The sequence below is a fragment of the Shewanella avicenniae genome (assembly GCF_017354945.1).
Classification (GTDB): Bacteria; Pseudomonadota; Gammaproteobacteria; order Enterobacterales; family Shewanellaceae; genus Shewanella; species Shewanella avicenniae.
On record NZ_CP071503.1, the window covers coordinates 2,496,618 to 2,522,917 of the forward strand.

Genomic DNA, 26,300 nt, shown 5'->3' on the forward strand with positions numbered 1-26,300 from the left:
AGCATTGCCATTAAACCCAGTACACTCAACAAAACGTACTGGGTTTTTATTTGGCACACTTTCATTGATTTTGACTCACTTGGGTAACCTAAAGCACGGAGGCGCGATGCAAGGTAAACACTGGCAAGTGATTAAAATTACCGCTTTGGCACTGCTACTGATAGCCCTAATGGTCTACGGTTTTCTTGCCAATGAAGCACGCAAAGAGGTGCGTTTTCTCTGTGGTAATTTCAGCACAGGCGTCAGTCACACCAGCGTGATACGCCAACTCAATACCGCCAATTTTGCGGACTATCGCGAAACAGCCAGTGAGCAAGGCTCGCGCATCATGTTTTCTAGCCCAATCAATTTCCGCTATTTCCGCTGTTATATCGAATTAGATCAATATGGTGATGTCACTCACGCCGATTACGAATAAACACCCAAAGGTTACGAGTAAGAAATAGCCAAATCATCACCGTTCTGGTTAACTAAGAGAATGATGAATAAAGGATTATCTGCAGTACGAATATGCAGTTGTTAAAAGGAGTTAGCCGATGTTTTGGCAGATATGGTTTTGGTTGTTAGTTGCACTTTTCGTGTTGCCCTTCCCCTTTAAAATCTATGAATATGCTACCGGCAAAGACGACAGCCCGCTCGAAGTCAAAGTTGAAGAGATGGCGAACCTGCTGTTCAGTGCGATAGGCCTCATCGGCTACTACGGCTATATTCAACAACAGTCATATCTGTCACCGACGTTTTGGGAAGTTTGGTTAGTGGTTGGTATCCTCTGGAGCCTGCTGTCGCTATTCTGGTCACCCAAATTAGCGTATGGCACTCAAATTCATGGTGCCCGCCGCATGAGATGGTTAATGGCTATCAGTACTCTCATCGTGTTACCTCTGTATATTGCGGTGTATCGCTATGCCTTCTAACCCGCAGTATGGTTATACTGAGTAGGACTTGATAACCGGATGAAAAGTCAAAGACTGTCAACTTTCGATAAGTCAACCCATTGATTTTATCGCTGTTGCTGAATAAGCAGTTGTAGCATGAGGGAGAATATCTATGACGGACGTTATTCAAACGGCCAGAGCCACCATTCAACGCGGCGCAGCTCACGCCGATGGTCAGTTAACCCTGACCGCAACCGAGCTTTGTTTTGCGCCATACAATCAACAATTCGGCTTAGGCCCCTACCGCATTGCACGCAACACTATCGACAGAATTGAAGCATCCAGCGCCAAAGCGGCTGGTATTCTGCCAATTTCTACGGATGCGATAAGAATTCGCCTACAAGATGGCCAAGTGTACGAGCTGATTCTGGCAAATACAGCGCAATGGATTAATGCGCTGCGCCATTAATCCCGCGTTTTCCTCCAGTCTATGAGGTACTAAATGACCAAGCTTGCCGATGAGATGCAATCGACAGAACTCGCCCCGTGGCGAAAAAAGGGGCTAGTAGTGCTCCTGCTATTGCTGAGTATTACGCCCTTCTATCTTACCTACTCAGCACTTACCCCAGAGGCTAACTTGGGTTGGTGGGAACTGCGCCATTTTGTTGCCATGGCAGGCATGCAAGCCGGAGCGCAATTCGCTTTAGCTTGGTTTATATGGCGCAATTCAGTGCCTAACTACGTCATGTTTGCCATTCTATTGATGGCGATGTCTTTTCAAGCCAGTTATGGCATTTGCGTTGTGCTATTGGCCAACGGCTAGCACGTGCAACATCAATACATGCAACATCAGCAGCTGCAGATCCGCCGTTATCATCCAGCTGATGCAGCAGAAATTGCTCAGCTGTTTTACGCAGCGGTTCATGCCATTTCTTCCGCGGTCTACAACGAACAACAAAAACAAGCGTGGGCGCCCGCCATAATGGAGGCTCGCTGGGCATCTAGGCTAAGTTCAGCAACAACGCTCGTTGCCGTAATTGAATCGCAGATTGGCGGATTTATGACCCTGCAAGCCAATGGCTATATCGAATTCAGTTTTACACGCCCGGATATGCAAGGTCGGGGCATCGCCACCGCGCTTTTTATCGAATTACAACAACGCGCACATCGACAAGGGATCGAGCGGCTCAGCGTTGCAGCATCACATGTCGCAAAGCCGTTTTTTGAACGACAAGGATTTCGCTGTACTGGTGAAAATAAGTTGCTGCGTAACGGCGTTCTCCTCTGTAACACGTCGATGGAGAAAATAATGAATATCGATGAAGCGACGTAAAGGTTGAGCCGCCACCCACTGCAGCGGCATATAAAAGCTAACGAGGCTTAGCCAAGCAGTTAGTGACTGGCAAAAACGGTAAACGATAACAACTGCTTAGAGAGAAACTCCCGGGTGTCGGCATCCACCAATTGCAACTCTTCAACCTTAGTGTGAACTTGGCCAATCATCGCTTCCGGCTTGTTTAGTACTTTGGCGTCAAAAAACACCAAAATTTGTCGCAGATGATACTGCATACGCGCGCCACCAAAATTACCGGGCGAACCACTGACAATCATCACCGGCTTCCCTGCAATCGGCTGTGGATTGCAACGTGACAGCCAATCGAGCGCATTTTTTAAAACGCCCGGCACTGAGTAGTTATATTCCGGCGAGACAATGATTAAACCATCAGCCGCTGCAATCGCATTTGCCATCGTGGTGACCGCTTCGGGCATGCCTTGCTCTTGAATATCGGCGTTATACAGCGGAAATTCGCCGATTGAACCGAGCTGAGACACTTGTACGTTAGCAGGGGCTAACTCAGGTAAGGCGCGGGTAATTGCCGCATGATAAGACCCTTGACGCAAACTGCCGGTTAACACCACAAACTGCTGCTTTTGTTGACTCATGATAACTCCCTATCTTAAATCCCTATCGTTAGTTCCTGGTCTTTAGTTTGCTAAAGACGCAAACGAGATAAATAGCACTCTCACACCACTATCCCGCGCAACCAGCTATTCAGCAAGCGGTTTATTGGGCGCTGGCGGTTGTGGAATTGGAGGCTCGAATGAAACTGGCACCGGCGCTTCCAGGTAGAGCGAACGCGTTGGATAAGCAAACACAATATTGTGCTCTGCAAACTGCCTTACCAGCGCTAAATTAATCTGCTGCTGAGCATCCATATAAACGTTGTAGTCGGCACTTTTTACGTAATACACCACTTCAAAATCGAGCGATGAATTACCAAATTTAAAGAAGTGCGCTCGGTCAAACTGGGTGGTTTCCAGACCGTCGATAATACTGCGCACTATTTCTGGGATCTGCGCCAGTTGATCGGCGGAGGTTTGGTAGAGCACCCCGAAGGAAAACACGACCCGCCGCTGCTCCATGCGCTTGTAATTTCGCACTCTGGCGGACAACAAATCACTGTTTGAAAACACAATCTGCTCGCCGCCTAAACTGCTAATACGGGTAGTTTTCAGGCCGATATTGGCAACCACGCCCATGTAATCGCCCACCACGATAAAGTCGCCAATTTCAAACGGCTTATCGATGATGATGGATAAACTGGCAAACAGATCGCCCAAAATATTCTGCACTGCCAACGCAACCGCGACACCGCCGACACCGAGTCCTGCCACCAATGCGGTCACATCAATCCCGATATTATCGAGGGTTAATAGCAGGATAATCGCCCAAATCACCAACCGACTTAAAAACGACACAGCAGCCAGACTGGTCGCGGCGGCAGCGTTAGTTTCTAACGCATGCTGGCGTGAATGTTGAATCACTTTAGCGGCGGCAGCAGAAAACCAAATCCCCAATTGCAGAAAAAACGCGATAGTCGCGAACACGTACAATCCTTTTGCAGCCCCTTTAGGAAGCTCCAACCAGTTCGCCGCAAACAGGGTTAAAGGAAAAAAGAGAATAACAATGTAGGTTTGTTGCAGCGCCGCGTTGATGGCATCAACAAAAGTCAGCTTAAGCCGTCGAGCGATTGCATCGAGCCGATTGAGTACCAACCACTTCAGCAACACAGTAACCACCATGCCCACCAGCAGAATGCCGATAGCCACTATCCACTCAGACAATTCATTACCGAGAATGGGAAATCCTAATTGGTTGGCAACGTTATCGATATATTCGGTATCCATAAGCCCTCGCTCCTATCCTTAGCCAATCTCAGTGATTTATGCTGGCATAGATCGACGGCAAAGATCAAAAAAGCACCTGTTAGCTGTTAAATGTGATTTACAAATGATTAACATGTGAGGATAACGGCAGATGCAAATTCATGATGCAAACTGCCATGCGCCTATCTGAGTTTCACGCAGCAACTTTCAGGGCAATTTTTTAGAGATAGTGACTTAAGTTGGCCACCGAAAAACGAGCAGTTAACGGAGCGATTGTGCAACTAATCATCAGCTAACACTAAACCGCACTCCCGTTAAACTTCACTTCAGATTCAATTAATTAGTAACTGAGATACTTGCTCTCGGTTAGTTACCAGCCTCTGTTTTATTTTCTTTTTCACAGTCGCTTCTTAGAGCCTGCTTGCAGGCTCTTTTTTTATGCCTAAAACCACCTACATCAGTGCAATCGACTATGCTTAAATGATTACCGCCAAGGAGGTGATCATGGAGAAATTATCTGAGTTGCCACCGGAAATATTACTCGGCATCGTCAATGAAAAACTGCGTTTGTTATGTGGTGATCGTAACGAGTTATTCTACGAACTGGACATTACACCACAGCTGTTAGAACGTAAATTGGCGCAGTTTGGTTATGAATACGACATGATAACCAACCAATATAAACGCCATTAATCGGCAAATTAGCGCGCCCTATTTGCACCCAAAGTACTGCGCCAGCTTAATTTGATTGAGCACGACTTTTACGACCTGTAGTTTTACTTGTCGACGCCTTGGTTGTTCCTGTTTTAGTACTTCCAGTTTTGGTTGCACTGGTTCGTGCCGTTCTCGCTTTTGCTGCTCCCGCCTTGGATGCCATTCCCGCTTTACTGCGATAACTTTTCTTTCTGAATGCCGGTTTTTGCGCTTTCACGCCCGCCAACGCTGTGGGTAATTGCTGACAAGCCTCTGATACCAATTGGGTAATAGATTGCAGTAACGGCTGCATAAACGCCTGATAGTTGAGTTCTTTCTGACAGATGGCATCTAGTCGGCTTTCCCATTGCGCCGTCATATCCGGTAAGGTCGCCGACAGCGGCAAACTGTGGATCAGACCTTTACCAGCATCAGTCGCCAAAATCGCTTTGCCTTGCCGTTGTAGAAAGCCCCGCTTAAACAGCAATTCGATAATGCCTGCGCGCGTTGCTTCTGTGCCCAACCCATCAGTATCTTTGAGAATTTTACGGATCTCTTTATCTGTCACGTAACGGCTGATACCGGTCATTGCGGCAAGCAGGGTTGCATCGGTAAAGTGCTTTGGCGGTTGCGTTGTTTTTTCAACCACTTCTCCGCGTAAACAGCGCAGCAGTTGCCCAACGGTTAGCTTAGGTAATAAGCCGCAAGCCTCATCATCATCTTGCTCATTGTCCTGCTCTTTGGTGCGGAATAACTGCTTCCAACCGGCTTGCTGCTCGCGTTTGCTACTGGCTTTAAAGTGGCCACCCGCAATGTCGATAGTGACCCGCGTGTCCCAATAAAGATATGAAGGGTAAAACTGCGCCAAATATTGCCGTGCCGCTTGCAAATACACTTGCCGCTCGCGGTTTGAAAGTACCGCTAAATTGGCGACCTTTTCGGTAGGAATAATCGCATGGTGGGCGTCAACTTTACTGTCATCCCAAGCTTTGGATTTGAGGCTTGGATTCGGTGCTTCAGCGCCCGCAAGCAACTCCACGGCACCTTGGCTAATCGCAGCTAACACCTTGGGGGCATCGCTAAATTGCGCCAGCGGCAGATGACGGCTATCAGAACGCGGATACGTCAGCAATTTGTGTCGTTCATAAAGCGATTGGGCGGTATCAAGCACCTCTTTGGCACTCATCCCAAAGCGTTTATTGCAGTCAATCTGCAGCGCTGACAAGTTGTAAGGCAATGGCGCAGCTTGCCGTTTTTGCTGCTCATCGACACTCAGCACTTTGGCTGGCTGGTTGCTGATACGGCGGGCAACATTTTCCGCCAAGCCCTTGGCCAGCACCCGGCCTTCATCATCTTGCCATTGCTGACACGCCTCACTGGGTTGCCACTTCGCGCTAAATAGGGTTTCCGCATCGCTGGCGTTATCCGCTAGGTGCGCCAACACCTCATAAAAAGGTTTTGCTTGAAACGCGGCGATCTCTTCATCGCGACGCACCACCAGTCCTAACACCGGCGTTTGCACCCGGCCAACCGACAACACCCCTTGATAACCCACTTTGCGGCCCTGCAGCGTAAAGGCGCGCGTCATGTTCATGCCATACAGCCAATCTGCTCGGCTGCGGGCTAAAGCAGAGGTGGACAGAGGAATAAATTCACGATTACTGCGCAGTTGACTTAATGCCTTTTTAACCGCGCTAGGGTTTAAGTCATTGATTAATAATCGTTGTGCATTAGCCAACTTGGCAGAACTGACCTTAAGATAAGACAGCACCTCATCCACCAGCAGTTGCCCTTCTCGGTCAGGATCGCCCGCATGAACCAACTGTTGCGCTTGCCCGAGCAGCTTTTTTAGTACCGATAATTGGCTACGGGTATTCGCCTTGGGTTTTAGTTGCCACTGTTCGGGCACAATCGGCAGATGCTCAAGCTTCCACGATTTATAGGCCGCATCGTAAGCGTCAGGCTCCGCTTGCTCAAGCAGATGCCCAACACACCATGAGACACAGTCACCATTGGCGGCCTCTAAATAACCATCATGCTTTTTCAACGGTTTAGGCAACACATCGGCAATGGCGCGCCCGAGACTCGGCTTTTCGGCGATATATAGAATCATGGTGACAAATACTGTATGAAATTACAGTAACGTTAGCGAATCGCGCGCAAAAGTTCAAACATTCTGTCGATGATCGACTTGGACAAGCCCCATCTCGCCGAAAAATAACCCAGTCGAAATGTAAATTGTCACGCTTCCAGCAAACCACGCTGCAATTTGTCATGCCGTTGTGGCTATACTGCTGCCAGCCTCAAATTTCGCATTTGCTGTTTTAGCAAATCAACAAGGACTCGAAAATAAAGGTGAAAGCTATGCCATATAAACTAAAAAAATCTCTCATTACTGCAGCATTACTCTCTGCAGGATTGGCATCAACCGCGTATGCAGCAGTACCCGCGCTAACCGTCGAAAACGGTCAGATACTCAGTGGTGGTGAACAGAAAAGTTTTGCGGGTAACAGTTTCTTTTGGAGTAACAGCGGCTGGGGCCAAGAGAAGATGTACAACGCCGATGTGGTGGCGTGGCTCAAAAACGATTGGCAAACCAGCATAGTGCGAGTTGCACTTGGCGCCGATGAAGGCGGCTCTTATCTCGATGATCCGGCGGGTAACCTCGCCAGAATTACCACAGTGGTCGATGCTGCTATCGCCAACGATCTTTATGTGATTATCGACTTTCACTCCCACCATGCCGAAGACAAAAAGGCCGCCGCGATTAAATTTTTTACGGAGATGGCACAGCGTTACGGCAGTTATAACAACGTTATTTACGAAATCTATAACGAGCCGTTGCCCACCAGTTGGTCGAATGTAATCAAGCCTTACGCAGTTGACGTGATTAATGCCATTCGCAGCATAGATCCCGATAACCTGATTGTGGTCGGCACGCCAACATGGTCGCAAGATGTTGATGTGGCCTCTCAAGATCCAATTAATGCCACCAACATCGCCTATGCATTCCACTTCTACGCTGGCACGCACGGGCAATCACTGCGCAACAAGGCACTGACTGCAATGAACAATGGTATTGCCTTGATGGTTACCGAATGGGGTGCAGTCAATGCAGACGGCAACGGTAACGTGGCCGAAGCCAGTGTGAATGAGTGGATGAACTTTCTTGCCAGCAACAACCTGACTCATTTGAACTGGGCTGTCAGCGATAAAAATGAAGGTGCTTCAATCATCAAACCCGGCGTCAATCCGCGTGGCAACTGGCGCGATGAAGATTTAACGGCATCCGGCACGCTGGTGAAACAGATCATCGCCAACTGGGGAACGGCTATTGATAGCACTGATGACGGTGAAGACTCACCAACGCCGACACCATCTGAGCCAACCACTCCGCCAACGGGCGAGCCGCAACCAGCAACTGACGTCACAGCCAACTGTGAGCATGTTATCACCAATCGTTGGAGTGGCGGTTTTCAGGGGGCGATTCGCATCAGCAACAACAGCGACAATCCGCTCAATGGCTGGCAAGTACATTGGAACTACAGCGATGGCACGGTTATCAGCCAAAGTTGGGGAGCAAATCTCAGCGGTAATTACAGCGCCAGCAACGTGGATTGGAACGGCACGATCGCACCACATACCACGGTTGAGATGGGCTTTATCGCCAATGGCGAAGGCAACGCCAGCGCAGTAACCGGCGATGTTTGTCAGTTGGCGGCAGCGGGCAACAATAATGCCGACGATACCGGTTCTGATGGTACCGAACCGGGCGATGCTGGCACTGGCGATGATTCTTCCGACAACGGTAACGGCAATAGCGGGGGCACAGGCGGCGCCGATAATAACGGCGGTGGTAATGAAGCCGAACCAACTGAGCCAGAACCAACTGAGCCAGAAGTGACTGAGCCCGAAATTACCGCGCCAGAAGCACCGCAAAACCCGAGTGGAGTAGCCAGCTGCCAATACCAAGTGACCAATCGTTGGCAAGGTGGCTTTCAAGCGGCGGTGAAAATCACCAACCTGTCTGCTAGTCCGATTAACGGCTGGCAAGTGAGTTGGCATTACGACAATGGATCAACAGTTACCAACCTGTGGAATGCGGCCTTGTCCGATAACTATTCCGCCAGCAACTTAGGTTGGAATGCCACCATTGCTCCGAATCAAACGGTCGAATTTGGCTTTACTGGCACAGGTTCAGGTGACACCGAAAGCCTTAGCGGAGAAATCTGCCAATAAGCGGTGGTTAGACATTCTTATGCTGAACACAAGAAAGGCGCCAAATGGCGCCTTTCTTATTTCACCGGCAGAGAGTTAACGCTCTAAGATTTAACCCACTAAGAACTCAATCTAAAGAGATTAGCAATAGAACCGGCTGTTTTCAGCGGCCATCTTTTCCAATAACGCCGCAGGTGCAAAACGGTCACCATAGCGTTGCTGATAACTCTTAAGTATTGCCACTAACTTCGCGACACCAATACGGTCGATATAACGGAACGGCCCACCCAAGAACGGCGGAAAACCGATGCCGAAAATCGCGCCAATATCGCCATCGCGGGCGTTGGCGATAATGCCCTCTTCCAAGCAGCGAACCGCTTCGTTGAGCATCTGCACCACACAACGTTCTGACAAATTCACGTTCTCGGCACTAGTGCCTGGAGTAATCCCCAACACTTTATAGACAGAGCCATCCACCTGCTTTTTATTGCCTTGGCGTTTGATGTGGTCAATGAGTTTCGTCTTACGATAACTGTAGAATCCTTTACCGTTTTTACGGCCTTTGCGTTCATCAGCCAGTAAGCGTTCAAAGGCGGCAGGGGCTTGGAAACGCTCACCGAGTTCACTTTCGAGGATAGGGCCAATTTTCGCGCCAACATCAATGCCAACTTCATCGAGCAGCGTTATCGGCCCGACGGGGAAGCCAAACTTCACCAAAGCACTGTCCAACTGCTCAATGGCATGGCCTTCCAGCAGCAATTGCGCCGCTTCATTCATATACAAGGCCAAAATACGGTTAACGTAAAAGCCGGCACCGTCTTTCACCACAATCGGGGTTTTACCCTGCTTGCGCGCAAAAGCCACCGTAGTAGCAATGGTTTCCGCCGAGGTTTGTTCATGGGCAATTACTTCAACCAGCGGCATTTTCTCAACCGGTGAGAAATAATGCAGACCAATCACATTTTCTGGGCGACTCGCCACTGCCGCAATTTGGCCAATCGGTAATGATGAAGTATTCGAGGCAAACACCGTTTGTTCACTGCATTCGCGCTCAATGTCTTGCACCATCTGATGCTTGAGTTTGAGATCTTCATATACGGCTTCCACTACGATGTCGGCATCTTTCACCCCCAAGTAATCCACCGTGGTGCTCATTAATGACATCTGTTTATCGCGTTGTTGCGCGCTGATATGACGCCGTTGCACGCCTTTACTGAGCAACTTATAGGCATAAGACAAAGCATTCGATAAGCCTTGCTGGCTAATGTCTTTGACTCGAACAGGGATTTTGGCTTTCGATACTGTCACAGACGCGATACCGCCGCCCATCAAACCGCCACCGAGCACAACGGCTTTGTTCACAGTTTTTGGCTGAGCATCCGCAGCCCCGGTTTCCTTTTTCATCTCTGTGGTGGCGAAGAAGATCGATCTGAGCGCTGCGGATTCTGGCGTCATTACCAGCTCACCAAAATAGCGTGCTTCAGTGGCTAAACCTGCAGCCATGCCTTCATCTGCGCCAATGCGAATTGCTTCAATGATTCGTAAGGGGGCCGGATAGTTACCTTTGGTTTTATGCTCTACCTGCTTGCGTGCTTGGTCGAACAGAATATTGCGACCAAAGTGGCTGGTTTCTAGGGCGATTTCCATTGCTGAGCGCTTGCGTTTCTGGCGACTTTTCCCCGATTGAACCAATTTAATTGCTGCTTCGAGCAAAATCGTATTGGGCACCACATCATCGACCAACCCCAGTTTCAGCGCTTGTTTGGCGCGTAACTGTTTGCCGGTCAGCATCATATCCAGCGCTTTTGCGATGCCTACTAACCGTGGCAACCGCTGAGTACCGCCGCTGCCGGGCAATAAGCCAAGTTGCACTTCAGGCAAGCCCAGCACTGTTTTCGCATCATCACTACACACCCGCTTATGGCAGGCCAGTGCCAGCTCTAAACCGCCCCCCAAACAGGCGCCGTGAATCGCCGCAACCACCGGCATAGCAAGGTTTTCAAGTTCGGCAAATAGCTTGTGCCCAGCTAACGACAAGGCACTGGCTTTGTCGCTGGTATCGCAAGCGTCCAACATGGAGATATCAGCGCCCGCGACAAATGAATCCTTTTTGCCGGAGATCAGCACCAGCCCTTTGATGCTGCTGTCACTGCGGATCTGCTGCAGCAGTTCGCTCATTTCCGGCACAAATTCCGCTTTCAGAGTATTCATGCTGTCACCCACCACATCCATGGTCAGCAACGCGATTCCGTCTTCACGACGACTGAGTGAAAAGGTGTTCGTTGAGGTCGTCATCTTATTCCACCTCCAAAATCATCGCAGTACCTAAGCCACCGGCGGCACATGCTGTAGTCAGTGCGGTGCCACCGCCACGACGTTTAAGTTCGTTACACACTTGGGTGATGAGTCGAGTACCGGTGGCGGCAAATGGATGGCCGTAAGCCAACGAGCCACCCAGTACGTTAAATTTATCCATATCGATTTCACCAATAGCGCGTGCTTGCCCGAGTTGTTCTGCAGCAAATTTTTTCGAACCGAACATCTTAATATTGGCCAAAGTCTGCGCCGCAAAGGCTTCATGCATCTCGATTAAATCTAAATCTTCCAGCTGCATCCCCGCACGTTTGAGCGCCAACGGCGTCGCGTACGAAGGGCCCATCAACATGTCTTGCCAGACGTCAATTGCGGTAAAGGCGTAACTCTTAATGTAACCAATCGGCTCATAGCCCAGCGCTTTTGCCTTACCTTCACTCATCAACAACACAGCCGAGGCGCCGTCGGTAAGCGGTGTACTGGTAGCTGCGGTCACTGTGCCATGCTTTCGATCAAACACTGGCTTAAGTTTGGCGTAGGATTCCAGCGACGAGTTATCGCGAATATTGTTGTCGCGTTCAATAAACCCTTTATAAGGCGGCACATGGGCAACCATCACCTCTTGCGCCAGCTTGCCTTCATTCCAACTTTGGTTGGCCAGCGTATGAGAGCGATGCGCAAGTGCATCTTGATCGGCACGGCTGATGCCATGGGTTTTAGCCATCTGCTCCGCGGTTTGCCCCATCGATAGCCCCGTCGAGTATTCCGCCACCGCTGGCGGTACTGGCAAAAGATCTTTCGGGCGAATACTGGCAATGATTTTCAAGCGCTGGCTAAGACTGCGGGCTTTGCTTAAATCTAACAGCGCAATCGCTAATTTTTTACTGACGCCAACTGGCAACAAAGAGGAGGAATCCGCGCCACCGGCAATACCGATATCAATATTGCCGCACAAAATGGACTCGGCCACATTCACCGTTGATTGGAAACTGGTGGCACAAGCTCGGGTCACACTGTAGGCATCGGTGCTAACGTGCATGCCAGTGCCCAGCACAATTTCACGGGCAATATTAGGTGCGGCTGGCATCTGCACCACTTGGCCATAGACCAGCTGTTCAACCAATTTGGCATCAATTTCAGTGCGTTGCAGCAACTCAGCGACTACCATTTTGCCTAAATCAAGCGCAGACATGCCATGAAACGCAGTAGCTTGACGCGCAAACGGCGTTCTCAACCCTGCGACAATGGCAATACGTTCACCACGAGCATTCGTTAGCTGTTGTTTGTCACTCATTTGTCGTCCTTTTGCACAGAAGATCTGTCCCAGCCGTGTAGGCGATAGGCAGGTTAATCTTTCGGTTTTTGCCTTGTTCTGCCATAGCACAACAACAGGTCTGACCATCAAAATGTGATCTGATTCTAGCTTTTTATTCTTTGGTTTTAAACAGTCGTTTAGATTTTTTCATGCGCAATTATTGGCCGACTAAGCTAACCCAATGAAATTAAAAATGAGTTAAGCTGTCGAACACTACAATAACGCCACTAAAGTCGCATCCTACGCTGGCAAAACAAACCTGAAAAAAGTTTAACTTTTAATTTAGGGTGATTTGTACTTCAATCGGCGTAAGCCAAGGCTTAGTCACCTGATTTCGAGCATGATCGCTCACCTCAAGTAAGAGAAAAATGGATATGCCACTCAACAATTTTCATGCGTTAAGAAGCTACCTCGATAAAATTATTTTGGGGCAACCCACACTGACCGAAAACCTGTTGATTGCTCTGATTGCCGATGGTCACTTACTGGTTGAAGGCCCGCCGGGACTGGCAAAAACCCGCGCAGTGAAAGCGCTGTGTGATGGTGTTGAAGGTGATTTTCACCGTATCCAATTTACCCCGGATTTGCTGCCCGCAGATTTGACTGGGACTGACATCTACCGCGCCCAAACTGGCACTTTTGAATTTGAAGCTGGCCCAATATTTCATAACTTGATTCTGGCTGACGAAATCAACCGCGCCCCGGCCAAAGTGCAATCGGCTTTACTTGAGGCGATGGCAGAAGGCCAAGTGACGGTGGGCAAGCATTCTTATAAATTGCCCAAGCTGTTTTTGGTGATGGCAACCCAAAACCCGTTGGAAAACGAAGGGACTTATCCGCTGCCAGAAGCGCAGCTCGACCGTTTTCTAATGCATCTGAACTTGGATTATCCATCGGCCGAAACCGAGTTAGAAATCATGCGCCTGTCGCGCAATGAGGCCAAAACTCAGCAGATTGAGCGCATTACACCGATCCCACAAGAGCAAGTGTTTGCGGCGCGAAAACAGGCATTAGAGATCTATTTAGCTGAACCGCTGGAGCGCTACATCGTCGACATTATCACCGCCACCCGTCAGCCACAGCGCTTTAGCGACCAGTTGGCCAAATGGTTGGAATACGGCGTAAGCCCACGGGCAACCCAATCAATTGAACGTTGTGCCCGCGCCCGCGCTTGGTTAAAACAGCGAGATTTTGTCTCACCAGAAGATATTCAAGCCGTGGTGCCTAACGTGCTACGCCACCGTTTGCTGCTGAGCTATCAAGCGCAAGCGGAAGGCGTCAGCCGTGATGAAGTGATCAACCACATTTTGAGTCAGGTAGCGGTTCCCTAATGCAAGCATCCATCAATGAACTCTTGCCGCCGTTTGCTGATGGTGTTCATCTGACCGAGGCGGAGTTACTGGCGTGCCGCAATTTGGCGCGCGCCCTGCCCGACCGCAAAGCCCGTGCCCGCGCCGCCATGTCTGGGCATCGCAGCAGCCTGATTAAAGGCCGCGGCATGGAATTCGCCGAAGTACGTCACTATCAGCAAGGCGATGATATTCGTACCATCGACTGGCGTGTCACCGCTCGAACTGGTAAAGCCCATACCAAGCTGTTTGTGGAAGAACGAGAACGGCCAGTGCTGCTGTTGGTCGACTTAAAACACAGCTTGTACTTCGGTTCGACTTTGCTGTTGCAAGCGGTGCAAGCCGCCCATCTAGCCGCAACACTTGGTTGGAATGCAATCCAACAAGGTGACCGGTTGGGCGCGCTAATTGTGTCAGACAATCAGCAACGTGAGCTTAAGCCTCGGGCGCGCGACCAAGGCATCTTGGCACTGATTTCAGCCTTGAATCAGGTGCATAGCACGCAGCTGCAGCAAACCGCCTCGTTATCACCAAGCGAATTGATGGCGCACAGCTGTCGGCAACTGGCGCGGATTGTAAAGCCCGGTTCGATGGTGTGGATCATCACTGATGGCCTAGGCTTTAGCGATGATTGTTTGCAAGCACTGACCAGTATCAAACGTCATAGCGAAATTGCGGCATTTGTGGTGTCTGATCCGCTGCGTAGTGGCACGCTGACCTTACCTAAGCGTTTTGCCCTGCCGGTAAAAGATAACGGCCAAACCCTGTTGTTAGATCGCCACAGCTATGAGGCGTGGTTGTCGCGGCAGCAGCAAGAGATGCTGCAATTTGAACAAATGATGCAATCACTGAAAGCCAATGTTCGTCGTATCGACGCTGGTATCAACCTTAATCAACAACTGAATTTGTTACGATGAGTGTGAATTCTCCCGCCACCAATCCGGCGTTAGCCAGTATGCAGGATATTCAGCTACCCGCCGATATCGGTTGGTGGCCGTTAGCGCCTGGCGTTTGGCTAGTATTAATCGCCCTAGTGTTCTTGTTGCTCTGGGCCTGCTTTTGGCTAGTCAAAACCCTACGTCAACGTAAGCAACAAGCGGCAGCGGCTAAAGACGCTCTGTCGCTACTCGGCGAACTCGACCAAGATGATCCACAGTTAGCCGTGACCATTAGCGCACTGCTGAAACGTACCGCCATCAGCTATGGTCAACGCCAACAAGTGGCCGGTTTGGTCGGTGACGACTGGTATCGCTATTTAGATCAGGTATTGCCCGAGTCAGACCGCGGTCAGTTTGCGGGGTTACTCGATGGCCGTTATCGTCGCTCAGGCAGTGAGATTGATGCTCAGCAATTGTGCAACCTCACTCGCCGTTGGTTACAACAGGCACCGCACTATTTTAACGCACAGCCGAAAAACACCCACTCGACCAAGGAGGCCGCATGTTAAGTCTCGCTTGGCCTTGGCTGCTTATTTTATTGCCGTTGCCGTTTATCATTCGCCGTCAACCCAAACCGGTCAGTGGCGGCGAGCTCAATTTACCCGGCGTGGCCGGTTATGCCGCCAGCCTTGATGCTGAAGGTGCCAGTAAACGGCCTTGGTTGCTGTGGTGTCTCTGGTGTTTAGTGGTCGTTGCTGTGGCACGGCCACAATGGCTTGGCGACCCGATAGAACTGCCCACCAAAGGCCGCGATCTTATGGTGGCGGTCGATCTCTCCGGCAGTATGCAACTGGAAGATATGGTGCTCGATGGTCAAACCGTGAATCGATTTGAGGTGATTCAAAAAGTTGTGAGCGAGTTTATTGAACGCCGCGCGGGCGATCGTATCGGTTTAATTCTGTTTGCCGATGCCGCTTATTTGCAGGCACCGCTCACCCAAGACCGTCGATCAGTGGCGCAATATCTTAAAGAAGCTGAAATCGGCTTAGTGGGTAAGCAAACCGCGATTGGCGATGCCATTGCTCTCGCCACCAAACGCTTTGATCAGATAGATAAAAGCAATCGGGTGCTGATTCTGCTCACCGATGGTTCCAACAACACGGGCACTATTATGCCCGACCAAGCCACAGATATTGCGGCCAAGCGTGGTGTAACCATTTACACCATAGGTCTTGGTGCCGATGTGATGGAACGCCGTACCCTCTTTGGCATTGAACGGGTCAATCCTTCTGCTGACTTAGATGAAGCGCAGCTAAAACGGATTGCCGATTCCACCCATGGCCGCTATTTCCGTGCACGCAATCCGCAAGACTTGGATGCCATCTATCAAGAGATTGATAAGCTCGAGCCCATCAGTCGAGACGCCTTGAGCTATCGGCCACAGTCCGAGCTATTTTACTGGCCGTTAGGATTGGCGCTGCTGCTATTGATGCTGCAAGCCCTCTTTAATCAGTTACCTGCCAATCGTCGTTATGGGAGGAACGCATGAGTTTGCATTTTATTCGTCCCGAATGGTTTCTTGCGCTCATTCCACTGGGGTTGTGGCTGTTGTGGTTCGCCAAACGAAACCCTGCGCAATCCAACTGGAACCGTTACATCGCACCACATCTGGCCGCGACCTTAATTAACACCGGTGACAGAGAGAAAAAGTCACAGTTGCCTTGGTTGGCGCTCAGTTTGGCCATTGCCGTAGTGGCGCTCAGCGGCCCCGCGCTCTACCAAAAGCCGGTGCCGGTTTTTGCCAGCAGCGAAGGCCGCGTGCTGCTGATGGATATGTCGCTGTCGATGTACGCTACCGACATTACCCCAAACCGCTTAACCCAAAGTCGCTTTCGCGCCACCGATCTGCTCAATGGCTTAAAAGAAGGTGAAACGGGCTTAATTGCCTACGCAGGCGATGCGTTTGTGATCAGTCCGCTGACGCGCGATCACAACACCCTATTAAATCTTTTGCCAACGCTCAGCCCGGAAATCATGCCGGTGCTCGGCTCTAATTTGCCCAATGCGATTGAGAAAGCCAAAGATCTGCTAACCCAAGGCGGCCATATCAAAGGCGATATTGTGCTCATCACCGATGGCGTGAATGTTGAGCAGCTCAACGCAGTAAAACAAGCGTTGGCAGACAGTCATTATCGGCTTGATATTCTGGCTATCGGCAGTGCCCAAGGTGCGCCGATTAAGCTGTCTAGCGGCCAGTTAATGCGTGATAACAAGCAAGATCTCGTGGTGCCAACCACTGACTTTAACCAACTCTATGAGTTAGCCCTTAGCAGCGGTGGCAAACTGTTCCCATACGCCAATGACGGTAGCGATTTAACCAAACTGCGCGATTGGCTCAATGCCGAAGACAATGTTACCGGCGCAGCCGCCACCCAACTGGCGGGCGACACTTGGTATGATTTAGGCCCCTATATCGCACTGCTGCTGTTAGTTCCTGTGTTATTGGCGTTTCGGGTTGGCCTGCCATTATTGGCGCTAGTGCTCCTGCCGATGAGTTTAGCGATAACGCCACAGCCAGCCGTCGCCAGTACGTGGGATAATCTGTGGCAAACGGCAGATCAACAAGGGATGCAAGCCTTTAAGCAAGGCGACTTTAACAACGCCGCCGCGCAATTTGAAACCCCAGCGTGGCAAGGTGCGGCGAAGTATAAAGCAGGCGATTACCAAGGCGCACTTAAAGCATTCGAGCAAGACAATTCTGCCGCAGGTTATTACAACCAAGGTAATGCGCTGATGCAGTTGGGCAATTATGAGGAAGCCATCAAACGCTATAACCAAAGTTTGTTGCAAGATCCGAATATGCCCGAGGCAAAAGCCAATAAAGCCTTAGCGGAACAGTTGCTAAAACAGCAGCAAAATCAGCAGAACCAACAAGACCAGAAAGACCAGAAAGACCAGAAAGACCAGCAGGACCAACAGAACCAGCAGGACAAGTCGAAACAGCAGCAAGACAATCAGGACACGAACAAAGACGGCGACCAAGGCTCTGACAAGTCACAACAAGGTGACCAACAGCAAGACCAAAATGGTCAGCAAGGTCAGCAAGGTCAGCAAGGTCAGCAAGGTCAGCAAGGTCAGCAAGGTCAGCAAGGTCAGCAAGGTCAGGATAAAAGTGCTGCTGGCCACAACGATAGCGGCGAGCAACAGGATGACCCGCAAGCTCAAGCGGATAACGCGCAAGCAAATGATGCTAACGCCGAGCAGAAACAATCAGAAAGTGGTCAAGCGGCAAGCGGCGATGAAGCTAACAAGGCGCAAGCACCACAAGCCGAGATGCAAGCACAAGTCGGCAATGATGGCGAATCAGCGAACGCCGAACCAGCAGCGCAAAACGCTGAACAGCAAGCCGCGGCAACAGCACAAGCCGGTGACGGAGAGCAAAGCGATCAATCTGCGCCACAAACCGGAACAGTGAAAGCACGCGAAGCCAACCCGGATGAGTTGCCCGCCGATATGAGCCGTGCACTCAAAGCCGTGATTGACGATCCGTCAGCACTATTGCGCAACAAGATGAAATTGGAATATCAAAAACGCCGCCAACGTGGCGAGTTACCCAAGGAACAACAGAAGTGGTAAAAGCCAGACAATCTCTTTTACTCATGGCAGTCATTTTGTTACTGCCGCTTAACGCCTTTGCACTCAGTCAATTGCAAGCATCGGTTGACCGCAATCCGGTGATGGAGAACGAGTATCTCGCGCTAACCGTCAGCGCTGATGACGAATTGGCCAGCAATGCACTCGACACCTCGGCATTACTCAAAGACTTTGTGGTCGGCCGCACCAGCGTTAGCCGCAGCACCCAGATCGTCAACTTTGATACCCACAAAGAAACCAATTGGCAAATTCTGCTTAAACCCAAACACCAAGGTGTAGTCACCATTCCTGCGCTAGTGATTAACGGTGTCAGTTCGCAACCTATCGCCATTCAAGTGATAGACGGTAGCAGTCAGCCACAGCAAGCCAAAAATCTGTTTTTGACAGCCTCAGTGTCTGACAAAGATGCCTATGTCGGCCAGATGCTAACCTATAGAGTAAAGCTGTATCTGGCGGTTGATCTGCAACGTGGCGTGTTATCTGCCCCAAATACAGGCGGTGCGCAAGTTAAACAAGTGGGTGACGACAAAGACGGCAGCGAAATCATCAACGGCCGCCGTTACCGAGTGATTGAACGCACCTACAGTATTGTGGCGGACACGCCTGGCCAATTGGTGATTGCCGGTCCCAGCTTTAACGGCGATGTGCTGGTTGATACCCCATCACGCAGCATGTTCTCCTTTCAAGAGAGCCGCCCGGTTGAAGCGCAAGGCGATAGCGTCATGGTCAACATTAATCCTAAGCCTGACAGTTACCACGGCGATTGGTTAGTGGCCGACTTAGTTAACCTCAGCGAAGATTGGCAAGACAACCAGAGCTTTGAAGTTGGCCAGCCGATCACCCGTAATATCACGCTGCTGGCATCCAATGCAGATGATACCAGCCTGCCAGATATTAAGTTGCCGCTGCCCGCCAGTATGAAAAGTTATCCAGAAAAGCCAAAGCGCAACACCATGGCTCGTGATGGCCGAACCATTGCACAGTTAAGCCAAACTGTGGCGATTGTACCGTCCCAAGCGGGGGACTTTACCCTGCCAGAGATCAAAGTCGCATGGTGGAATCCGCACCTTAAGCAGCAACAATTTGCCACATTGCCCGCGCGTAAAATTCAAGTGAAACCGGCAGCGAATACCCCTGCTCCACAAATCGATGCACCACAAACGCAAACGAGTAACGATAGCGGAATCTGGCCGTGGACAACTGCACTGTTTGCCCTGCTGTGGTTAGTGACCTTGTATCTGTGGTGGCAGGCTCGGCAACAATCCGCGAAACCACTTGAACAAACTGCTGCGTCGAAAACAGCGCACCAACCAAGTTCTGTTGATGCCGCAATAGCTGCACAAAATGCAGGAGAAGTGCTTAATGCGCTGTTGCGTGAGGTATCAACGCTGTTTAAGCGCCCTATCACCCTGAAAGAATTAGCCGAGGTTGCACCAGAACTGGCGCAAACGGCCAGTGACATTCAAGCTGCGCAATATGGCCCCAATCCAACTGATAGCAATGCGTTATATCAGCATCTCAAAAGCCAACTGGCCAGCTTAAAAGGGCAAAAAACGCAACCGCGAACCAATAAGGCATTGCAATCACTGAACCCTTAAAGCAATAAACCGGATAAAAACTAAGGTTTAGCCTATAACATCAAGTAATTAGCGATGGGTCATGTTTATACATGACCTTTTGTGTTATAAAATGTCCACAATATTTATGATATTTTTCTAACATATTATATTTTATAATATTTTCTCTTCCATCACGGCATACATTGCTTATACTATGTAGCCGACACCCAGGCCGTATTGGATAACACACATGGAAAGAGCAATGTTGTCTGCATTAAAAGTAGCGACCATTTACGCTGCTTTTGCGACCTTGTGGATTTTATTTTCCGATATGGCGGTGCAAGTGATGGTAGAAAGCCCACATCTACGCACGCTGGCGCAAACCTACAAAGGCATTGCCTTTGTTATCATCACCGCCTTGATGCTGTTGGGATTGGTATTTCGCAGCAACCGCGTGATAGAAAAAGCCAATGACATGGATCATCTCACTAGCTTGCACAGCATGAGTATGTTTATCCGCACACTAAGCCTCAACATTCAACAGCTTAAACCCAATGAACAGTTGGTGTTGGGATATTTAGATATCGATGATTTCAAAACAATTAATGAGACGCTCGGTTATGAGAAGGCCGATATCTTTCTGCAACACTTCGCTCATGACTTAGCAGCCGTGTCGTTGCCCGGTGCCTGCTTATCTCGGCTGCATGCAGATCAATTTGCTAGCTTTATTAAATATGACCATTCGTTTGATATTGGCGATCATGCCCAACACTTACAGCGTGTATTTAATCACTGCGCCAAACAACATGGTTTAGACAGCACCTGTTCTATCGGCGTTGCGCTGTATCCAATGGATGGCTCTAACGTTAAAGAGTTAATGAGTTCAGCGCAAGGCGCGCTCAACGTGGCGAAACAGAAAAAAGACGCGATTCAGTTTCATGATAAAAGCATGACTGAAAAAGCGATGCAGCGCAGAGAGTTAGTGGCAGAGCTACGCCAAGCAATCGCACAAGACAAACTCACCGTAGTTTACCAACCAAAATATGAACTGGGCTCGCTCAACGTCAGTGGCGTTGAAGTGTTGGTTCGCTGGAACCACCCTACTCGCGGCTATATTTCACCCGATGTATTTATTCCATTAGCGGAAGACCACGGCTTAACCAATGCCATATCTAAACTCGTGGTCGACAAAGCCACCACTGAACTCAGCCATGCCAATCTACTCGGCCAACCGCTACAACATATCGCCATTAACGTGTCTGCGGCTGAGTTTAATAACCCAGAAGAAATGGCCTCGCTGACCGATTTTATTATTAACGGTCATCAGCAACTGGCACCTTTTGCGCGAATCGAAATCACCGAAACTGCCACGCTGATCGATATGGGTAACAGTATGGATATCATCGCCAAACTGCAGGCCAGCGGGATTACTTTTTCAATTGATGATTTCGGCACGGGCTATACCTCTCTAGCCATGCTGAAAGATCTCACCGTCGATGAAATCAAAATTGATCGTAGCTTTGTAGCAGAATTAGAACGTGATCCCCGTTCGCGCACCATTGTGAGTGCGATTATTGCCATGGCAAAAAGTTTCGATATTCACGTCGTTGCCGAAGGTGTAGAAACCGAACATCAGCTAACGATATTGCAGCAACTTGGCTGTCATCAAGCACAAGGTTTTTTCCTCGCCCGACCAATGCCGATTGAAGATTTGCAGCATCATCTTGTGCAAGCGAACACCATTACAGCGCCATAAGCGCTGCCCACAAAACCAGTATTCTCTTGAACATCTGCCCAGCCTTGCTCACACGGCTCAGAATACTGTGCGCAAATAACCCACGATATCGGTTTCCTTGATTCACATGCCCAAGGTCTGAACGCACCGATTTATGGCTATAGCTGATGGTGGTCGTATCTTCTAAAGCCAACAATGGCTGATGTGCTCTGGCGTTCAAGACCGCTACTTCAAATCCTGCTTCGGCAATAGAAGATGCTTTGATGCGTTCATTACGAATAAAGCGATATGCGCCTTCCATATCTGTGGAGGACTGCGTGGTATTCACGATGGGCTTTCCTAGTGAGTTGGCTAACGATGCAGCTAACTTTACCAGACGAGCCGTGCGGCGGTGGTCACCTAAATTGGCGTGTCCGAAGGTGTAATCAGATCACTGTATGTTATCCATCATCATTTACTCTCAATATCAAATCTCAAGTTCTAATCGACGGTAAACGATGAAGTTCAAAAAAATCCCCGCTAATTCCTTAGCGGGATTTGTGTATAAGAGACAGACTTCGGTGGCCTTGTTTGTACGCAAGCGAAATTGCTTCGCGGTTAAAAACGAAATCGATTCAACGCGCGGTGCAGTCTGTCTGACAGCTCACCAAGTTGCTCGGCAGAGGACTTAATTTCGTTGGCCGTGCCACGGGTTTCTTCACTGATAACATTGATTTGTTCGACGCTTTCCGCTGCTGAACGAGCCGCCTCATTTTGGGATTGAGTGGTGGAGGCGATGTGTTCATTGAGATCGCGGATCGATAACACGCTACTGTTGATGCGGCTAAAGGCTTGCGCGACTTCATCGGAGCTACTGACACTTTCGTGCACTTGGTTGCGGCCTTCATCCATCACTTTAAGGGTATTTTGCGCGTCTTGATTGAACACCTCTAAAATTTCGGTGATCTGTTTCGCCGACGCTTGGGTTCGGCCTGCTAGCTGGCGAACTTCATCTGCGACGACCGCAAAACCACGACCATGATCGCCAGCGCGCGCCGCTTCAATGGCGGCATTTAACGCCAGCAAATTGGTTTGCTCAGTAATGTCACTGATAACCGTCAGTACACTCATCACTTGGCGGCTGGTGGCCGTTAACCGTTCCATCGCTTCAACGCCGCGTTCAATTCTGTCTGCCAGTTGCGCCACTGTTTTGGCGGAGCTGGTTACCGTATTTTGGCCGGAGTTGGCTTCATCATAAGCTTGTTGGGTTGCCGCCAAGGCTTGCGTCGCAGCTGATGCTGAATCGGCAAAACTCTGTGATAACTCTTCTACTGCAGCTGCGACGGAGGTGGTTTCACTGCTTTGGCGCTGAATGTTTTGGTGACTACGCTCAGCAATCACTTTGGTGGCGGCGACGGTGTTCCCAAGCTGCCGCTCAACTTCCGCTACCGACAAAATTGTTTCCTGTAAGCGGCTAATAAATTTGTTGAAGTATTCCGACATACTCAACGCTTCAGACACCCCAGTAACTTGCAGTCGTCGGGTGAGATCGCCTTCACCTTGGGCAATATCAGCTAACGCACTGGTGATTTTGTCGAGTGGCTTAGTGACAAATCGGGTAATGGCAAAAGACGCCAATGCCAGCAGCACAATCACTATAATGCAGACAATTACACTGCTGCTATTAAGACGTTTGATAGTGTTATTGGCCGCGGTAAATACTTGGTTATTGTTGGCCAGCGCTTGGCTCACCTGTTGTTGCGATAGTTGCCGAAGCTCATCTGCCAGCAGGCTAATTGCAATGCTGTCGGCGTGCACTTGATGCTGTAAGGCGATGTTGCTGCTACGCAATGATTTGATGGAGTTGCTGCCAAAAAGTTGCTCAGTCAGTTTGGCTTTGTCGTTGGTGATGGTTTGGACTAACGCTGCTAGCTCTTCATCACTGTTGGCATATTCTCCTAGTGAGGTGAGCTGGTCATCTATCAACTGAAGTAGCGGTGCTGCGGTGTTTTTTTCGAGGTTGATAATCGCCGAGTCGTTATCCGCACTTTGCAACGCGTAAGTCAGTGCGTTTAGGCGGGCGACACCTTCGTTGAGCTTGCGCGCCGCACTGGTGATTTTATCAAAGTCGCCTTCGATATAACTCATCATGTCCGCCGTTACGCTGCGCCATTGAGCATTGTCTGGCGCCGCTGGTAACTGTTGATAGACGCGGCGAATGGCGCGTTTTTGCCGCTTTTCTTGCAACGATACTTTGCCGAGCAGACTGTTTGCCGTCGTCTGAATCGTTGACACTTGGTTTTCAGCTTGGGTTGATAATTTGGCGATGGCCTGTCTGTTGTTGAGCAAAGCTTGCTTAGCTTGATACAGTTTAATTTCGTTATCGTTAAACTGCCCCAGCAACTCATTCAGTTGCGGTTGCAGGCTGCTGTCAGCGTTGCTTTCTTTCGAGGGTTGAGCCCCCAACGACTGTTCATTATTGGCTGCGGTGATCTGCAGCGTTTGGCCGAGCATCTTAGATGCATCCTGCCCTAAGTCGATCAGTTGCTCGGATTCTTTGGCAAAACTGGTCATAGAATCACTCAGCGAATTGGCCACATTACTCATCCAAAACATCATGCCAGCCACTACAAGTACCGAGATGAGAGCGGTAGCAGACAGCATCATAAGTAAGCGTCGAATCGACAATTTGAACATGGTGGGCTCCAGTGTTGATAACGATATCTTAGTATTAAATCAAAGGACTATTTCATCGAGGCCCAATCTAAGACTTCATATTTACCGCTATGGATAACCGTAGGCCATACCTTATGGCTGGCTTGGTGGTCGGTGGCGCTATAAGATATCGGGACACCAATGCCCACATCCAGATTGCTTAAGCTTTCCAGCCCTTTAATGATGCCTTCACGATCAGGTGCCGGGGCTTTTTTCAGACCTTCGACAAAGATTTTCGCCAGAATATAACCTTCAAGGGAGACAAAGTCTGGCTCTGCTCCCGGTTTGTAGGCTTGCAGATCTTTGCGGTAGTCCGCTACACCAGGCAGGTCGTCGTTATAGTGCGGCACCACTTGCGTCACGATGACGCCTTCGGCTTTATCACCTAAAGCCTTCAATAGTGGAATGCTGCCCACAAACGATACGTTGAGGAACTTGGTATCCGGCAGATCTTGTTTGGCTTGGCGAATGAACTCTGCGCATGGTGCATAGGCACCCACCATGATGATGGCTTTAGGTTCGACGCTGGCATCCAAAATGGTGCCCAGTGCTTGTTCAACGTTGGTGGTATTACGGGTGTAACGGCCATGCGCTAACTGCTCCGCATTGGCAAAGCCTTCGGCTTTTAGCGCTGCGACTGCACCGTTATAACCGGCATCGCCGTAACCATCGTTTTGGGTAAAGAAGGCAATTTCTTCCGGCTTAATACCGCTGGCTAATAACCCTTTTACCATCGCGCCAGTTTCTTCCGCGTAACTTGCTCGATAGTTGATGATGTAGTGGTCTGGCGGACTTTTACGCAGTACGCCCGCGCCCGTGTAAGCACCGAATAATAAGGTTTTTTTAGCATTAGCGATTGGCACTGTCACGATGGCGGTTGGAGTGCCCACATTACCGAGCACGGCGATAACGCCGTCTTGGTCAATCAGTTGATTCATATTGGGCGCGGCTTTATCGGGCTCATAGCCATCATCAAGCGCGGTCAAAGCAATCATATTGCCATTAACACCGCCTGCTGCGTTGACGCGTTTAAAATAGCTCTCCATACCATTGCGCACGCCATTACCTAAGGCGGAAGCGGGACCTGTAAGGGCAGCAGACATGCCGACCTTAACTGTTTCTGCAAACGACGTGGCACTCAACGAAAGTGAGGCCACGACTACTACCGAAGACAACATGGTGTTAATGCGAAGCATAATGATTACCTTGAGTTGATAGTTAACTAGGACGGTCAGAAGTCAGTATAGAAGAGATTTCAGTCTTGCAAGTTTTGCTCAACATCAGAGATTTGTGTTGTAGGAGCAGCGTTGAATCGTCTGACTTTGCTAAGATTTAGCTAATTTGCCGCATAAAAGATCAAAGCAGCTAACAAAACTTTAGTGACGAAAAACTCTTAACTATACGAATATATAAGTCATTTTATTTTGTGTTTGCCCCTGCGATAGAGGGGGCGACGTACCATGGTCTAAGTGATATTTACTTGAATTATTAAGATGTTGCCAAGCGCGGCGCCATCCATGACTCACTATCACTGCTCGATATCCATATCTTGATTGCTCAATGTCTGCCCAACGCACCTGCGCTGCGCCAAAGGGGAATTAGTGTTGTCTGTTCCTTGGGTGTTTTAAAGTTTCACCATTCGTGAGTGATAAGATTTAATGGCTGCGCCATCCCGAGCTACGCTTGGCAAAGTCGTGAGATTTCGCACTCACACCAAGAGACAAGGGGATTGGACGGCCTCATCCCCTTGTCAAACCCCATGCCGCCCCACGGCGCTGAAAAACCCGTAAGCTTATGCTGAAAATCTGGCTATGCTCAGGACTCGCTCCCTGCTCGACCTTTGCGCCTC

At 49.7% G+C, this 26,300-nt stretch carries 21 protein-coding genes and 1 pseudogene; 14 read left to right on the top strand and 8 right to left on the bottom strand.

Annotated elements, in window-relative coordinates; genetic code table 11:
* Positions 1-106: 106 nt before the first annotated feature.
* The 5 genes from JYB87_RS11010 to JYB87_RS11030 all read left to right on the top strand — a co-directional run bounded on the left by JYB87_RS11010 (position 107) and on the right by JYB87_RS11030 (position 2,208).
* The gene (locus JYB87_RS11010; RefSeq protein ID WP_207353549.1) at positions 107-418 is read left to right on the top strand and encodes a hypothetical protein; all 312 of its coding nucleotides are present in this window, start codon (positions 107-109) and stop codon (positions 416-418) included.
* A 118-nt stretch (positions 419-536) separates the two neighbouring features.
* The gene (locus JYB87_RS11015) at positions 537-914 is read left to right on the top strand and encodes a hypothetical protein (RefSeq protein WP_207353550.1); all 378 of its coding nucleotides are present in this window, start codon (positions 537-539) and stop codon (positions 912-914) included.
* Positions 915-1,047: 133 nt separating this feature from the next.
* Entirely contained in the window at positions 1,048-1,344 is a 297-nt protein-coding gene (locus tag JYB87_RS11020) for a hypothetical protein (RefSeq protein ID WP_207353551.1), read from the top strand.
* 33 nt (positions 1,345-1,377) lie between these two features.
* Positions 1,378-1,698 (top strand): hypothetical protein, encoded by a 321-nt coding sequence (locus JYB87_RS11025; protein WP_207353552.1) that lies wholly within the window; start codon positions 1,378-1,380, stop codon positions 1,696-1,698.
* A gap of 3 nt (positions 1,699-1,701) precedes the next feature.
* Positions 1,702-2,208 carry a GNAT family N-acetyltransferase gene (locus JYB87_RS11030; protein ID WP_207353553.1) on the top strand — a complete coding sequence of 169 codons (507 nt, stop codon included), beginning with the start codon at positions 1,702-1,704 and terminating at the stop codon, positions 2,206-2,208.
* 59 nt (positions 2,209-2,267) lie between these two features.
* Here JYB87_RS11030 and JYB87_RS11035 read toward each other — a convergent pair whose 3' ends face one another.
* On the bottom strand, positions 2,268-2,819 hold the full coding sequence (locus JYB87_RS11035; RefSeq protein ID WP_207353554.1) for an NADPH-dependent FMN reductase: 552 nt from the start codon (positions 2,817-2,819) through the stop codon (positions 2,268-2,270).
* Positions 2,820-2,924: 105 nt separating this feature from the next.
* On the bottom strand, positions 2,925-4,064 hold the full coding sequence (locus JYB87_RS11040; RefSeq protein ID WP_207353555.1) for a mechanosensitive ion channel family protein: 1,140 nt from the start codon (positions 4,062-4,064) through the stop codon (positions 2,925-2,927).
* A gap of 483 nt (positions 4,065-4,547) precedes the next feature.
* Here JYB87_RS11040 and JYB87_RS11045 point away from each other — a divergent pair, with 483 nt between their 5' ends.
* Entirely contained in the window at positions 4,548-4,736 is a 189-nt protein-coding gene (locus tag JYB87_RS11045) for a DUF4250 domain-containing protein (protein WP_228729843.1), read from the top strand.
* Positions 4,737-4,782: 46 nt separating this feature from the next.
* On the opposite strand, the gene JYB87_RS11050 is transcribed toward JYB87_RS11045, so the two are convergent.
* Complete coding sequence (locus JYB87_RS11050; RefSeq protein WP_207353557.1) at positions 4,783-6,849, bottom strand: DNA topoisomerase III; 2,067 nt, start codon at positions 6,847-6,849, stop codon at positions 4,783-4,785.
* A gap of 251 nt (positions 6,850-7,100) precedes the next feature.
* Between JYB87_RS11050 and JYB87_RS11055 the strand changes: the two genes are divergently transcribed.
* Positions 7,101-8,975, top strand: a complete 1,875-nt coding sequence (locus JYB87_RS11055; RefSeq protein ID WP_207353558.1) for a cellulase family glycosylhydrolase — start codon at positions 7,101-7,103, stop codon at positions 8,973-8,975.
* Between the two features lie 120 nt (positions 8,976-9,095).
* On the opposite strand, the gene fadJ is transcribed toward JYB87_RS11055, so the two are convergent.
* Together fadJ and fadI are read right to left on the bottom strand one after the other, a co-directional pair.
* Positions 9,096-11,249, bottom strand: coding sequence for a fatty acid oxidation complex subunit alpha FadJ (fadJ, locus tag JYB87_RS11060; RefSeq protein WP_207353559.1), 2,154 nt, complete (start codon positions 11,247-11,249; stop codon positions 9,096-9,098).
* Between the two features lies 1 nt (position 11,250).
* Entirely contained in the window at positions 11,251-12,561 is a 1,311-nt protein-coding gene (gene fadI / locus JYB87_RS11065; RefSeq protein WP_207353560.1) for an acetyl-CoA C-acyltransferase FadI, read from the bottom strand.
* 395 nt (positions 12,562-12,956) lie between these two features.
* Here fadI and JYB87_RS11070 point away from each other — a divergent pair, with 395 nt between their 5' ends.
* The 7 genes from JYB87_RS11070 to JYB87_RS11100 all read left to right on the top strand — a co-directional run bounded on the left by JYB87_RS11070 (position 12,957) and on the right by JYB87_RS11100 (position 21,778).
* Complete coding sequence (locus JYB87_RS11070) at positions 12,957-13,913, top strand: AAA family ATPase (RefSeq protein ID WP_207353561.1); 957 nt, start codon at positions 12,957-12,959, stop codon at positions 13,911-13,913.
* Entirely contained in the window at positions 13,913-14,848 is a 936-nt protein-coding gene (locus JYB87_RS11075) for a DUF58 domain-containing protein (protein ID WP_207353562.1), read from the top strand. Before JYB87_RS11070 ends, JYB87_RS11075 begins: the two co-directional genes overlap by 1 nt.
* Complete coding sequence (locus JYB87_RS11080) at positions 14,845-15,378, top strand: DUF4381 domain-containing protein (RefSeq protein ID WP_207353563.1); 534 nt, start codon at positions 14,845-14,847, stop codon at positions 15,376-15,378. The genes JYB87_RS11075 and JYB87_RS11080 overlap by 4 nt, the downstream gene beginning before the upstream one ends.
* Positions 15,372-16,358 carry a vWA domain-containing protein gene (locus JYB87_RS11085; RefSeq protein ID WP_207353564.1) on the top strand — a complete coding sequence of 329 codons (987 nt, stop codon included), beginning with the start codon at positions 15,372-15,374 and terminating at the stop codon, positions 16,356-16,358. Before JYB87_RS11080 ends, JYB87_RS11085 begins: the two co-directional genes overlap by 7 nt.
* A complete protein-coding gene (locus tag JYB87_RS11090; RefSeq protein ID WP_207353565.1) occupies positions 16,355-18,445 on the top strand; it encodes a vWA domain-containing protein in 2,091 nt (696 codons plus the stop codon). The genes JYB87_RS11085 and JYB87_RS11090 overlap by 4 nt, the downstream gene beginning before the upstream one ends.
* Positions 18,439-20,061 (top strand): BatD family protein, encoded by a 1,623-nt coding sequence (locus JYB87_RS11095; RefSeq protein ID WP_228729844.1) that lies wholly within the window; start codon positions 18,439-18,441, stop codon positions 20,059-20,061. Before JYB87_RS11090 ends, JYB87_RS11095 begins: the two co-directional genes overlap by 7 nt.
* 211 nt (positions 20,062-20,272) lie before the next feature.
* A complete protein-coding gene (locus JYB87_RS11100) occupies positions 20,273-21,778 on the top strand; it encodes a putative bifunctional diguanylate cyclase/phosphodiesterase (RefSeq protein WP_207353566.1) in 1,506 nt (501 codons plus the stop codon).
* Positions 21,779-21,836: 58 nt separating this feature from the next.
* On the opposite strand, the pseudogene JYB87_RS11105 reads toward JYB87_RS11100, so the two are convergent.
* The 3 genes and pseudogenes from JYB87_RS11105 to JYB87_RS11115 form a co-directional block, all read right to left on the bottom strand.
* Positions 21,837-22,208 (bottom strand): annotated as a pseudogene (locus JYB87_RS11105) (IS4/Tn5 family transposase DNA-binding protein); the annotation flags it as partial.
* Positions 22,209-22,354: 146 nt separating this feature from the next.
* Positions 22,355-24,433 carry a methyl-accepting chemotaxis protein gene (locus JYB87_RS11110; RefSeq protein ID WP_207353567.1) on the bottom strand — a complete coding sequence of 693 codons (2,079 nt, stop codon included), beginning with the start codon at positions 24,431-24,433 and terminating at the stop codon, positions 22,355-22,357.
* Between the two features lie 47 nt (positions 24,434-24,480).
* A complete protein-coding gene (locus JYB87_RS11115; RefSeq protein WP_207353568.1) occupies positions 24,481-25,647 on the bottom strand; it encodes an ABC transporter substrate-binding protein in 1,167 nt (388 codons plus the stop codon).
* Positions 25,648-26,300 lie beyond the last annotated feature (653 nt).